This window comes from Hoeflea sp. EC-HK425, assembly GCF_902498795.1.
GTDB classification, from domain to species: Bacteria; Pseudomonadota; Alphaproteobacteria; order Rhizobiales; family Rhizobiaceae; genus Hoeflea; species Hoeflea alexandrii.
Genome location: NZ_LR701555.1, coordinates 1 through 13,198 on the forward strand (window position 1 = coordinate 1; position 13,198 = coordinate 13,198).

At 57.2% G+C, this 13,198-nt stretch carries 12 protein-coding genes and 1 pseudogene; 9 read left to right on the plus strand and 4 right to left on the minus strand.

Features of this window, described 5'->3' with window-relative positions; translation table 11 throughout:
- From SPHINGO391_RS01310 to SPHINGO391_RS01325, 4 genes and pseudogenes are all read left to right on the plus strand, one after another.
- A pseudogene (locus tag SPHINGO391_RS01310) lies at positions 1–106 on the plus strand (IS5/IS1182 family transposase); the annotation flags it as partial.
- A gap of 124 nt (positions 107–230) precedes the next feature.
- Positions 231–608 carry an alpha/beta hydrolase gene (locus SPHINGO391_RS01315; RefSeq protein WP_210385739.1) on the plus strand — a complete coding sequence of 126 codons (378 nt, stop codon included), beginning with the start codon at positions 231–233 and terminating at the stop codon, positions 606–608.
- Entirely contained in the window at positions 580–1,884 is a 1,305-nt protein-coding gene (locus SPHINGO391_RS01320) for a sensor domain-containing diguanylate cyclase (protein WP_193217149.1), read from the plus strand. Before SPHINGO391_RS01315 ends, SPHINGO391_RS01320 begins: the two co-directional genes overlap by 29 nt.
- A gap of 91 nt (positions 1,885–1,975) precedes the next feature.
- Positions 1,976–3,670, plus strand: a complete 1,695-nt coding sequence (locus SPHINGO391_RS01325; protein WP_152007229.1) for a PAS domain-containing methyl-accepting chemotaxis protein — start codon at positions 1,976–1,978, stop codon at positions 3,668–3,670.
- Between the two features lie 103 nt (positions 3,671–3,773).
- On the opposite strand, the gene SPHINGO391_RS01330 is transcribed toward SPHINGO391_RS01325, so the two are convergent.
- Positions 3,774–4,085 carry a hypothetical protein gene (locus SPHINGO391_RS01330; protein ID WP_152007230.1) on the minus strand — a complete coding sequence of 104 codons (312 nt, stop codon included), beginning with the start codon at positions 4,083–4,085 and terminating at the stop codon, positions 3,774–3,776.
- A 16-nt stretch (positions 4,086–4,101) separates the two neighbouring features.
- Positions 4,102–5,265 (minus strand): site-specific integrase, encoded by a 1,164-nt coding sequence (locus SPHINGO391_RS01335; RefSeq protein ID WP_152007231.1) that lies wholly within the window; start codon positions 5,263–5,265, stop codon positions 4,102–4,104.
- A gap of 77 nt (positions 5,266–5,342) precedes the next feature.
- Here SPHINGO391_RS01335 and SPHINGO391_RS01340 point away from each other — a divergent pair, with 77 nt between their 5' ends.
- From SPHINGO391_RS01340 to SPHINGO391_RS01360, 5 genes are all read left to right on the plus strand, one after another.
- Positions 5,343–5,621: a type II toxin-antitoxin system Phd/YefM family antitoxin gene (locus SPHINGO391_RS01340; RefSeq protein ID WP_077549226.1), complete on the plus strand. Its 279-nt coding sequence runs from the start codon at positions 5,343–5,345 to the stop codon at positions 5,619–5,621.
- Positions 5,622–5,673: 52 nt separating this feature from the next.
- The gene (locus SPHINGO391_RS01345) at positions 5,674–6,039 is read left to right on the plus strand and encodes a plasmid maintenance toxin (PemK-like) (protein ID WP_244615074.1); all 366 of its coding nucleotides are present in this window, start codon (positions 5,674–5,676) and stop codon (positions 6,037–6,039) included.
- Positions 6,040–6,247: 208 nt separating this feature from the next.
- A complete protein-coding gene (locus SPHINGO391_RS01350; RefSeq protein WP_193217150.1) occupies positions 6,248–7,384 on the plus strand; it encodes an RHE_PE00001 family protein in 1,137 nt (378 codons plus the stop codon).
- A gap of 346 nt (positions 7,385–7,730) precedes the next feature.
- Entirely contained in the window at positions 7,731–9,401 is a 1,671-nt protein-coding gene (locus SPHINGO391_RS01355; RefSeq protein WP_210385740.1) for an ATP-binding protein, read from the plus strand.
- Entirely contained in the window at positions 9,398–10,918 is a 1,521-nt protein-coding gene (locus tag SPHINGO391_RS01360) for an ATP-dependent helicase (protein ID WP_193217151.1), read from the plus strand. The genes SPHINGO391_RS01355 and SPHINGO391_RS01360 overlap by 4 nt, the downstream gene beginning before the upstream one ends.
- Here the strand turns inward: SPHINGO391_RS01360 and SPHINGO391_RS01365 are convergent.
- Together SPHINGO391_RS01365 and SPHINGO391_RS01370 are read right to left on the minus strand one after the other, a co-directional pair.
- Complete coding sequence (locus tag SPHINGO391_RS01365) at positions 10,915–11,718, minus strand: hypothetical protein (protein WP_152007234.1); 804 nt, start codon at positions 11,716–11,718, stop codon at positions 10,915–10,917. The genes SPHINGO391_RS01360 and SPHINGO391_RS01365 overlap by 4 nt on opposite strands.
- 542 nt (positions 11,719–12,260) lie before the next feature.
- Entirely contained in the window at positions 12,261–13,070 is an 810-nt protein-coding gene (locus SPHINGO391_RS01370; RefSeq protein ID WP_244615073.1) for an AAA family ATPase, read from the minus strand.
- Positions 13,071–13,198 lie beyond the last annotated feature (128 nt).

Consider the following 13,198-nt stretch of genomic DNA (forward strand, 5'->3'; position numbering starts at 1 on the left):
TTGCCGCAGGCTGGCCAAGGACTTCGAAAACATGTCACGCAACGCACTCGCCTTCCTCAAATTGGCATCCATTCGCCTCATGCTGAGAAGGCTCTGTTCAAACTGAATAACTTTCCGGACCGACTCTTAGACAGCTGATCCTTATCGGCCCTTCGGCTTGCTACCTGAACGACGGCGAAAGCTATCTCGGAGGGTTCGAGAAACAGGATATTGAAGGGCTGATCGACGCCATGCAGTCCAACTATCTCGGTTGGGCGGGTCAAATGGCACCCGCGATCATGGGTAACTCCGAGCGTCCAGAACTGACGGACACGCTGCGCGAGAGTTTCTGCAGAACGAACCCAGAGATCGCTAGGCATTTCGCGGCTTTGACCTTCTGGAGCGACAACCGATCCGACCTGGCAAAGGCTTGCACACCGGCGCTTGTCCTGCAGTGTGCCGAAGACGTCATCGCACCGGTTCAGGTTGGCAAATACGTGGCTGACCAAATGCCGAATGCGACCTTTGTTCAACTCAAGGCAACGGGACATTGCCCCCACGTCAGTCACCCGTCTGAGGTTATCCAAGAGATCGAACGATATGTCGCGTCAGCAACCTCTCACCTCTGAGGCACGCAACGGCGAGGCTGATTGGAACGATGCCCCGTGTGCGTTGGTAGTCGTCGACGCCAACTTTTGTATTCTGCGCGCCAACGCCTATTTCGGCGGACTGACCGGCGCGTCGGAACGACAGATGATCGGCGAGCGAATTAGCCGGAAGTTTACGACCGCAAGTCGGCTCTATCTTGAGAGTGTTCTCATTCCGCTTCTGCACATTGAAGGGCGCTGCCACGAGGTCGCACTGACGGTGCAGGGAAATGCCGAGCCATCGCCGGTTCTGGTCAATATCTCGTTGCTCAACCACCTCGGTCCTCGGGTTTACGATGTGGCGCTTTTTCCAGCCTCCGCTCGGCGCTCGTTTGAAGAGCAACTCGTGGGCCTGAGACAAGATTCCGAACGCCGTGCATCATGGCTCGCACAGCTTGAAAAGCTGTCTGGCGTCGGTGCCTGGACTTATGAAGTTAGAACCGGCCGACTGTTGTGGTCAGACCGGGTCTACGAGCTCTACGGGGTGCCGCATGGTGCTCAAGTGACATTGGAAATGGCACTGGAGCCTCTTTCTGTGGATGTTCGCCAGGGCATCGAAGCCATCACAAAGGATCCTGAGCTGTGTGTTGAGCCCATGGTGCAGGAGTTCGATTTTCGCCATCCCTCAGGACAGGTGCGCCGCTTCAAAAGCGCTGGGCAGTACAGCCTGAACCATCAGGGCGAGCCCGTGATACAGGGTGTGCTCCAGGATGTGACAGATGCCCATAATCGCCAGCTTGATCTTTGGAACGCCGCCCACATCGATCAGATGACGGGTCTTGGAAACCGATACCTGTTCAACGCAGAACTTGGGCGCAGAGCAGACATTACGCAAGCGGTTGAACCATTCAGCTTGATGGTACTCGATCTCGATGGCTTCAAGGCCGTCAATGATACGTTTGGTCATCATGCCGGCGACGCAGTCCTGCGGACAATCGGTCGGAGGATAAGCAAGCTGGGTTCGTCGATGGCCTTTCGGCTCGGCGGCGACGAGTTTGCCATGATCCTCGAACGGCACCAGGGCGCGGATACCGCTGACAATTTTGCACGCCGGTTGCTGTCGGAAATATGTCGACCGATCTACATTGGCAGACAGGACGTCAATGTCAGTGCGTCGATAGGCATCTCGGCATTTCCAACTGATGGCAAGGACAGTGACGCTATTCTTCGCGCCGCCGATTTCGCCATGTATGCAGCAAAGAATTCCGGCAAGAACAGTTACGCTCACTACCGCCCACAACTGGGCGAGCGAACATAGCTGGTTGCCACAACGGCCGGTCATGAAGATCCGGTTGCACTACCAACTGATAAATAGCTGATTTTACTCCCGTTGTGGGGAAGGGGCTCCAATGCATCTCATGTCGACGAAACTCGAACGCGCGAAACTTGCGTCTCTCGAAACGATCTCCGCGAACATTATGATTGCGGACGAAAAGTTGAACATCCTCTACGTGAACGGTGCGACACGCAGGTTGCTTGAAGCCGCCGAGCATGAAATGCGAGCAGAACTGCCGCAGTTTTCGATGGCGAAACTGGTCGGCTCGAACATCGACATCTTCCATAAAAATCCGCAGCATCAGAGGACGATGCTGGGTGCTCTGAAGAGCAGGCACGACGCAACGATCAAGGTGGGATCGCATGTCTTCGATCTGATCGTGACGCCCTTGAAGACCGGTGGAAAGACGGTTGGCTATGTCGTCGAGTGGGCTGATGCGAAAGCGCGGATTGAAAACACCGATTTCCGCAACCAGCTGAGAGCCATCAGCAGAGCTCAGGCCGTGATCGAGTTCAGGCCTGACGGCGAGATTATCACGGCCAACGAGCATTTTCTAAATGCTGTGGGTTACGGCCTCGAAGAACTCAAGGGCAAAAACCATCGGATGTTCCTATCCAGCGGATCTGATGGTGATGCAGAATACGAGGCAATGTGGTCAGATCTCAGAGCTAATAAGCCAATGCTCGGCGACATCGTCCGTTATGGCAAAGGAGGCCGTCGCGTTTACCTCAACGCCTCTTACAATCCGATCACCGACGACAGCGGTCGTGTGGTGAAAGTGGTCAAATTTGCCAACGATGTCAGTGATCGTGTGTCGGCGGTGACGCAGATTGCAGACGCACTCCAGAAGCTTGCTAGCGGGGATCTGGATTGCAAGATCGCCTCGACTTTCTCCGGCACCTTTGAACCGATGCGCAGCAACTTCAACGAAACCGTTGACCAGCTTTCGTCAGCACTCGGTGCCGTTTCCAGGTCCGCAAGCGTAATTGAGATGGGGGCGAAGGAAATCGCACAAGCTTCGAACGACCTGTCGCGTCGCACGGAACAGCAAGCAGCCGCACTCGAGGAGACAGCCGCAGCGCTTGATGAAATCACGGTCAATGTCGCCAATGCCTCAAAGCGGGCCGATGAGGCGCGCTCTGCGACAGAAGATGCTAGCCGAAGCGCCCGCCACTCCGCTCAGGTGGTTACTCAAGCCATCGGTGCGATGGACAAGATCGAGCAGTCCTCGAAGGAGATTTCGAACATCATCAGTGTCATTGATGAGATTGCGTTTCAGACCAACCTGCTTGCGCTCAATGCAGGCGTCGAGGCTGCAAGAGCAGGTGAGGCGGGTAAGGGCTTCGCTGTTGTTGCCCAGGAAGTCCGCGAACTTGCCCAACGCTCGGCGAAGGCCGCCAAGGAGATCAATCAGCTGATCAAAAGTTCCTCGGACGAGGTCAAGACGGGGGTTAAGTTGGTGGCTGATACCGGCGTCGCGCTCGAAGGTATCCAGAACAATGTCGCGAGCGTCAACGAGCACATGACTGCCATCGCTGGCGCAGCAAAAGAGCAGGCGATCGGGCTGTCGGAGGTGAACAGTGCCGTCAACCAACTCGATCAGGTAACGCAGCAGAATGCCGCGATGGTGGAGGAGTCCACGGCAGCCAGCAATGCTCTCCTTAACGAGACTGAGGGTCTGCGACAGTCGCTGTCGCGCTTCGGGAAAAGTCCGGCAGACACGGCAGCGCCTCGTCGAACACCTCGATTGGCTGCGTCCAGCAGGTAGCAACGCGCATCGGCTTCTGGAGGAGTTAAAGCCACATCCGGTCACTGAATTGTGATCATAGCTAAAGAGAGGGAACCAAAAGATCAATGGAAATCGAAATACCTCAGTCGGAGAGCGAGACCGGCGTGTTGTCAATCCAGTTATATGCCGCCTGGACCAGATCGAGATCGGATGCGTAACTGACTGCAGCAGTTGCGACGACCACTTGGGCCACGGCATCTGCCACGTTGCTGCGTTTGTGTTCATTCGCCTTAAGGACGATTTCCCTCAGTTCATCGCTATCTCCGCCAGCAGCGTAGAACAGGTCGATCGCAGCGGTCATCAGTTTACCCCGATTGTCCGGCGCCAGGTCCACCTGCCGCAAACGGTCCAGGGCTACCAAGCGTTCAACGATCCGGTTCTGCAGTTCACTCATTCGATGCTCCGTAAAGTTAGTCCATCAACCGAGCAGCGCGGCCGCTGCGCCGCTGGGCGCTGTTGTAGTATTGCGAAGCCTGCTGAACGGAACGGTGTCGTGATTGCTCCATCGCTTCGGGAAGAGGAATGCCACGATTAGCAGCTTCTGTCAGGTAGCCTGATCGTAGACCGTGGGCCGAAAACTCAGCCGGATCGAGCCCGGCCATTTCTACGCGCTGCTTGACCATGTCATTGATCGCCTTCGGGTCCAGCGGCCGGCGCGAAACATTCCCCCAGCGATCGATCGCCCGGAAGATACTACCCTTGTCGATCTTTGCAGCATCAAGCCAGGCGTTCAGGGCATCAACGGGACGTCCAGCAAGATAGACCACTTCATCGTTTTCAGCGCCGCTGGTCTTTGTGCGGCCAAGATGAATGGAAAGAGAGGGCAAGGGAGGGCCACTATCGACCTCGATAGGATCCTCCTGCTGTAACTGTTCTTTCCGGAGTCTCGCGATCTCGCTGCGGCGACGGCCGCCCGAGCCAAAGGCGACCATTAGGATCGCACGGTCTCTGACATCACGAAGGCTTCCCGTCGTGCAGGTTCCGAGCAGTCTCGACAGAATATCCCCTGTGACGGCCTTGGCGCTTTTCCGCTTCCTTGGCCGGGGTGTCGCGCGCACGGCCAGTCGGATTGCGGACTTGAGCGCAGGGGAGCTGAAAAAGCCATCGAGGCCGCGCCATTTCGTCAGCGTCGACCAGGTGGCAATACGCCGGCGCACGGTATCAGGCGCATGAGGGCCGATGGATCGCAGCAAACCCTGGAGCCGAAGCTTATCCTCGACATCTAGTGGCATCCCGTGTTCCGGATCCGTCAGACGTTTTCCTGGATCCCAAAGATGATGCGCCACAAACTTCAAAAGCAGGGCTTCGGGTGCCGGCCAGGAAAGGGAACGGCCTGTCGCAGCGAGGGACCAGGCCTGCAGATAGGCAAGATCTGACGTCAGGGCTCGAAGGGTGTTTTCTCCCATTCCCTCGTTGACCAGATGGCGCAGCGTCTCGACATCCTGATCCGTCAGCAGCTCGGCGAGTTCGTCACGACGCTCCATCGGCAAGACGGACGCGATGGTATCGAGCTCTTCCACGCGGCGCGCGAGTGTGTCGCTGCTGGGAAGGACGTTTGGAGCTTTCCGCGTCATCTTGCGCGTCCAGGTTCTTTGAGGAGTTTGCAAAAGTTCCGGAAAGCCCGTATATTCCGGAACAAAGGAGATCTACCATGACGTCGATTGTGACGGCAGCTGCCGTTTCGAAGAATTTTGGGGCCTACCAGGATGCGGCCGTGCGAGAGCCGGTCATCATTACCAAGAACGGCCGGCCGCGCACGGTGCTCATGGCCTATGAAGATTACGTCCGCCTGGCCAAGCGCGATCGGCGGGTCGATCTGACAGCTGCGATCAGTGACGACGAGCTCGACGCGATCGAGGCTTCGACGATGGAGCCTGGCTTGGATCATCTCAATACCGAACTGCTGATGGACAAGAATGCTGCCGATTGAACCCAAGGTCGGCTGGGTCTTTCGCTATTCTTGATCTTGGCACTGGCAGCATCTGGACGGACGGGAAGAGGGTGACAAGGACCGCCCCGCTGTCGTGCTGGCCATTGTTGCAATGCTTGAGGACGGGACACCTGCAGTACGTGTCCTGCCGATAACGCATTCGCCGCCGTCTGATCCCCACGATGCAATCGAAATCCCGCCTGCCACCAAGCGCCGCCTGGGTCTCGATGACGAGCGATCCTGGATCGTGTTGACCGAAAGCAACCGCTTTGTCTGGCCGGGGCCCGACGTTCGGCCTGTTGATAGCGAGAGCGGGTATCAAGGGTCGCTACCCCCGGCACTCTTTGAAGAGGTGAAGCGCCGGTTCGTTGAGCTCGCGAGAAGCCAGCGGCACAAGGCGACCATTCGCAGCGGCTGAGCTGCTCTTCATCCTATTGCTTGTCGTCAAAATCTACGCCTCCCGCTGTAATCTTCGCCGTGATTTGGCACGACTCTAAGCCTTTAGAGCCGTCAGATCAATCACCTCCGATAAGGGTTACTTATCGATGGTTAGACACTCAACCCTCGATCATACCATGTGAAGAACCGTAATATTCAGATAGAGTTCCTGTAAGAAATCATTTACCATGATTTCAATGGCTTACGATATCGCAAAAATTAGTATGACAGGCTTGCTGGAGCCTGCATTCCGCGCCGGTATCCAACTGGCGCGTCTCGACGAACGAGTCGCCCGTTCGCCGGTCGGGCACGGCTGGATCGAGCGTACTCATTTTGCCGACGCCTGCGCCTCGCTGTGGATCGACGGCGAACTCGTGCATCTCGAAGACCTCGTCCTCCACGACGCCACGAAGGATATTCGCACACCCACCCATGAGCTCACAATCGCCCGCGACGTGATGCGAACGCGTCGGCGGATCGCCGGCCAATTCCCGGATTGGGCGCTCTCTGCCGACGGCATCCGCTCGCTGCGGAAAACCTCGGAGATCGGGTCGGGCGGCGGGGACGAGGCGACGACGGCCGGAGTTATTCGGGCGGCTGCCGCGATCGACGCGGAAAGGGAAGGGGAGGGGGATGATGGTGACGACGTCAAAGACCTGCCCGGCGTCGACTATGCCGCGATCGATGCGATCCTCGCGCGCTCTGACGCCGCGATCGAACGAGCCAAAAAGCCCGGCCGGGCTCCGGCCGATCCGCTGGTCTATGATCTCGACTGGGACGAAGATGCCCGGCTGGAGGAATGGCGCCGCGTGCTGCGGCAGGCCGAAAGCCTGCCGGCGGTGTTGCAGGCGATCGTCGCCCTCGATGCCTGGAACGAATTGTCTGTCCTGCAGCACGCGCCCTGGCTCGGCCGGTTGCTGGCCGCTTCGATCCTGCGCCAGGCGGGCATCACGTCAGGTGCCCATCTCGCGGTCATTAATCTTGGCCTCAAAACCATTCCGGTCGATCGGCGCCGGCATCGCGATCGCGAGACCCGGCTGCTGGCCATCGCCCACGGATTTTTGGCGGCCGCTGAGATCGGAATGAAAGAGCATGACCGGCTGACTCTGGCGAAGACGATGATGGACCGAAAACTTGAAGGACGGCGAACCTCCTCGAAATTGCCGGATCTCGTCGAGTTGGTCATGGCGAAGCCGTTGGTGTCGGCCGGGATGGTGGCGAAGACGCTCGAGGTGACGCCGCAGGCGGCGCGGCGGATTGTTCAGGAGCTCGGTCTTCGCGAGATGACGGGCAGGGGAAGGTTTCGGGCGTGGGGGACACTATAACGAGGGCATGTAAGGACTGCAGCAACGAGGGATTAGAATGAGGGCGATCAACGCAGGTGAAGGTCCTTACTGCCAATTTCTGTAGTCCTTGGATCAGCGCACAAGCCATATCGGCTTTCTGCGATAACGGTCTGAAAATCTACGATTGATCCGCCGCTCATTCTGCCCGTTTTCTGACTATGCTTGGATTTCAGATGCTTGCTATTGTCTGAAACATCGACAGGTTGTGGTTGGGCTTACAATCTATTGATTCGGTTCGGCAATGATGAAGCAGCCACGTATACGACGTCTCACGGTCACCAATTTCCGAGGGCTCGCCCACACTGTGTGGTATCCGGATGGCAAGATGAACCTGCTGATCGGAGGCGGGGACTCCGGCAAGTCGACGCTTCTTCATGCGATAGCTTTGCTGTTCAGCCCGACAAATTCTGCTCAGGTTTTCGAAACTGACTACTACAACAGATTACTTGAGGCAGGTTTCGCAATTGAAGCTGCCGTTAGCTTGCCGACGGAATTGGAAATATCTAATTTCCAGCAGACACTGTGGCCTTGGGAATGGAATGGAACGGATACCGTTCTGCCAGACCCCGAGCAGGAGGGCGCCAGCAGCGACGCCGTTTACCTCCTGCGTGTCAGGGGCACGCCGGACCTGGAACTGATATGGGAAGTCGTGCAGCCAAACATGGAGGTCGTTGCTCTTTCGACAGGCCTTCGTCGAAAGATAGGAGTAGTGCGGCTCGCCAACGATGATCGCAACGATCGAGATTTGCGTCTCGTGACAGGCTCTGCGCTCGATCGACTTCTGTCCAAGGGCAACCTGAAGTCTCGCATAAGCGCAAAAGTCGCTTCGGTCGATGTCTCGGGAGCTTTCACCGGCGAAGAAGCTAAAGCGCTGCAAGATCTCGACAAGACATTGAAGGCGGCAGGTCTGCCACATAATCTTGATATCGGCTTGACGAGCAGCCAGGGGCTCTCGATCGGTGCTCTAGTCGGCCTCCTGGCCGATAAGGATGGCACTTTGCTTCCTCTAGCAAGTTGGGGGGCCGGAACGCGCAGAATGGCGGCACTTCAGGTCGCGGGGGCGGTCGAAGTCTCGACGCGTCTTACGGTGATTGATGAAATCGAGCGAGGCCTCGAGCCTTACCGATTGCGTCAACTTCTCGATGTCTTGGCGTCTGACGACCAACAATGCTTTTTGACAACGCATAGCCCAATTGTCATCGCGGCGGTAAAAGCGGCTGCTCTATGGTATATGGATGGGAACGGTCGAATTGGGCAGTTGCACCAAGACAAAGTGGGCAAGCAGCAAAGCCGCGATCCTGAGACATTCTTGTCGCGTGTCCCGATTATCGCTGAAGGTGTGACCGAGGTAGGATTTATCCGCACCCTATTCCGTCTCGTTTTTACAGGGCGGGAATACATCTACGGAATTCGCATTGCTGACGGCGGCGGTAACGATGCGATGCTTGGCCTTCTCGAAGCTCTCCATGCCGCCGGGATAAGCGCTGCAGGCTTTTGTGACGACGAGGGCAGGTTTTCCGGGCGGTGGCAAAGGCTCAAGACATCGGCCGGCGCCAAGCTCTTTCAATGGCCCGCCGGATGTCTTGAGGAAAACATCATTGCGCATGTCCCGGACGATAAGTTGCTCTCTCTCGCTTTTGACGGAGATGGTCTCGGTGGGGAGCGCCTCCGGACGCTTGCCGACCGGCTAAGCATTCAGGGCAAGGAAGAGGCTGACATCTTGAAGGCGTGCGGGTCTGCCGCAGCACTTCGGACGGTAATCGTCGCAGCTGCGACGGGGGACAAAGACGGAGCGCCGGATGAGCGAACCGCCAAGGAATGGAGCAAGCACAGTCAACGCTGGTTCAAGTCGATTGGTGGTGGTGTTGAGCTTTGCGGAAAAATGATCGACCTGGGCCTGTGGCCGAAGGTGGAGCCAGAGTTGCTGCCGTTCATCAACGCGATACGATTGGCGGTCGGCGAGCAGACTTTCGCGCCCGGGGAGCTGTCGTTTTGAGGGACGAGGACGTCTTTTCGCTTCTACGCTCTGATCAAGGGCTGGTCGTTATCGAAGCGCCTGCGGGTTGCGGAAAGACCTATCAAGGCGCCCGATATGCTTCAAAGGCTGCCCAGACGCTTTCATCGGGTCGAGTTCTAATTCTGACGCATACACACGCCGCCAGGTCGGTATTCGCTGATCGCACAAAAGGCGAATCCAATCGCGTAGAGATCCGGACAATCGACAGCTTCCTGACCGAGATTGCAGCGATGTACCATCGTGCCCTCGATTTGCCGGCTGATGTGGGAAGCTGGGCTCGTGAACACAATGCCTACGACGTCGTGGCCGCTCGTTGCAGACGGCTTCTCGAACGTGCTGTGTCTGTATCAAAAGCTGCCGCCGGACAATATCCGATCATAGTTTGCGATGAACACCAGGATGCGAGCGCTGATCAGCACGCGGCAGTGATGGCTCTGCACAAAGCGGGCTCAGCGATTAGGTTCTTTGGCGATCCCATGCAGATTATTTATGGCGGAGCCGGCAACGGCACACGATTGGCGCTGGAACGCTGGAGGCAAATGACAACCTTGGGCGGATTCGGCCAGCTGTCAGTACCCCATCGATGGAAGGAGGGTTCTCCGGATCTCGGAAAATGGGTTCTCGACGCTCGCGAAACGCTTTCAAATGGACGTGCCATAAGCCTTGCCGGCGCGCTTCCCAGGGGATTGACGGTTTTGCATGCCAGCAATTCGGCTAGCAACGCCCGCAAGGCACTTGCATTGTCGAGAGACGACCGTCGGCCAATCTCAGACCTGGCGACGGGGTCTCGGCAACTGCTCGTGCTTACTTCCGGCAATGATCGGGTCGATCATCTGAACGCATTCTTTTATCGGTCGATGCGGATCTGGGAAGGCCACACCCGCGACGCACTTTCAGCGTTGGTGGGCAGTGCGGAGCGTTCTCCGGGCTCGGCTGCAGATATAACCGATGCCTTTATAAATTTCGTAGGCGCCACCTGCACTGGGTTTACCACGTCAACGCATGGTCAACGTGTCAGAAAAGAGGTCGAGGACAAGTGTGTTAAACCAACGCGCGGGATGCCGTCCGAGCTTCAAGCGTTGAGCCGCATCCTCCTGGAAAGGCCTGATCATCAAGGCATCGGCCTTGCGCTTTCTCATCTCAAGGGTCTTATCGCCAACAAAACGGCGGGTTTTTCTACGATCTCCATTGATCTCAAAAGCGAATTTCACGATGCGGTCAAACTTGGCAACTTTGCTTCCGCCCAAGACGGTCTGGCTGAAATCACCAGACGTAGAACGTTTTCGCACCCGCAACCTCCCAGCAAGTGCATCAGCACCGTCCATAAATCGAAGGGCCTCGAGTGCGAAAATGCCTTGGTGATGATGTGTGACAAAGGCTCGTTTTCGAACACCGAATACAAGCGCCGGTTGATGTATGTCGGGCTCAGCAGAGCGAAGAAGAGCCTGACCCTTGTCGTCTGCCGCGATAATCCGACACCGCTATTCAGCTTCTAAAGCCCCCATAATGTTGGAGACGCCTTCCTTAGTCTCCGGCGTTCCTCAGCGCGTCTCCGATCCTGAGACCGGCCGCTGTCGGGACGAATTTCATCGTCGAGGTCATCGAGACAACGCTTCGACATATTGAACGTCACATTCAGCGAGTGATAGCCAAGCTCGTCGAAGTGGGATTTCGTCATGAAGCCGGCATGGATTGCTGCAGCTATCAGCACGCCGTTCGGCACATAATGCGGTCCGAGTTTCTCGCCGTCTGGATAGGTGCATTTAAAATTCTCGGCGATGTGCTTCACCCCGTAACTGCCGGTCCCTTGCCGGATCGTCTTTGTGCGGACAACTCTTGCTAACAGGGCAAGTGACAGCAGGAAGGGGGTGATCGCGTAGTCATCAAGTAACTCCGATCGGTGCTCCTTGAAGCGCGCGTAGCGCTCATGGGGGTCTTCCCACTTTCCGTCAGGCTTCCGCTGTGACCTGCCAAAACCAATCCCCCATATGCTGAGAAATTCGTTGGCAGTGACGACGTTAGCGATGGCAACCTTTGCGATCGCTCGATAGAGAACATTTGGGGAAACGTTGAATCCCTGGCTCTCAAGATATTTCCGAAACGCCTGCCCATCCACGGTAACCGGGTCAGCAGTCAATTTCGACGCGACCCGCGCTGCTGAATGGCTTCCGTAGCCAAGGCCCCTGCCGAGCGCTTCGCATCGGTGGGATGATTTCACCGTCGGAAGTTTCTTGAGCAACTCGCGCTTTGCAGCCTCGAGGTTTTCAAAATTTGGATTGATTTTGAGTTCGAACATCAGCATCTCCAGCTCTTGGCATGCCGTTCGCCGATTACGCAGCAAGCCGCTGTAGGATGCGGTTGCAGTGGACAAGATAAGTAAGTTCCGGACGTTTGACTCGGCGACAAGTCGCGGGTGTCCAACCACAAACGGCAAAGTGCACCGAGTCGGCATTTCATGCAAGTCGGACGTCATCGATACCATCGACGGAAAGGTTACGCTTGTTGAAGCGTTTGTTCGGGGCTTCACCCGCTACGGCTATGTCAGCATGTGGGCGAAAATCGGAAGCCGCACTCTCTACGTATTGCCCTTCCAAGTGGGATTGATCTCCCGGATAAGAGCGATAATCAGCCCGTAGACGCGGATAGGATTGGATGGCCTAGCTGTAGCGGCTTGCCAACATAAGCGCCTCTGCTCGCAAACATCGGCATTTTCTGCTCGAATTATCTGACAATGGAGCGGGCGTCGTGCTCACGCTCTTTGCCAATGTGCTCGCAAACATCCGGGTCTGCTTGCAAACATCCCCCACGTGCTCAGATTAATTGCCAGCGACGGCATGGTCAAACCGGGACGCCTGCCTGTCGTAGTTGCTCGGTCAGCTGACGGGAATATTCGGGATCAAGGGTGCCCGCCAGGAAGGCGCGGATATCCGACGGCCGAGCATTGAGGTGCGTGACCAGAGCCGTCGCATCGTAACCATTTCGGGTCAACGTCGGTTCGAGATCGTCGATGGCGCGGGACAGGACCTGCTCGACGATTTCGGCGGTAACCGGCTTGGCGCCGAGGCGAAAGCCCTGCTCGAATGCGAGGGTGAGATGCATCTCGATCTGAAGCGGCGTGCGCAAACGTTCGGCGATGAGGTCGATGGCTTCTTCCTCGAGGAGTTCGCCAACCTTTACGCCTTCGGCCGCACAGGCGCCAAGCAGCCAGGCAACATAGTCGCGGCGCGCGGAGCCGATCCCCTCGTAGTCAAAAATGGTCGTGCGGTAGCCAATCTCCTCCATTTGCGGCCGGCGCAGATCATTGCGCAACCGGGGATGCCCGACAAGAAGTACGGAAAGGAGCACGCCGGCGTCGGCGACCACCTCCATCAGTCGCTTCAGGCCGGTTAAGGTCTTGTGGTGCAGGTCATGGGCCTCGTCGACCACGAGGACGATCGGCCGTTTGCCTTTTTTCATGATGTCGCGCAGGTCGCGCTCCCGGCGCTCGGCCTGCTTGGGGATCTTGACCTGCGCACGATCGCCGGGAGACAAGTCGTAGAACAGGGCTTCAATGAGCGATGGCAGCGAAGTGCGCCGCTTGTCGACCGCCAGCGATTTGGCGAGTGCGACCTTGCCGGCTTTGGTGAGTTCGGCCTCGATGCGGCGCAAAAGGGGTCTGATGCCGGAGGGGGCAGGATCCTACGTTAAGACCGCCTGATCACGTTTTGGGCCACCTGTATTCGCCGGTCAGAAGTATGTGGGCCCATCCGAGTGGCGAGGTATGCGCTAGCAGGCTT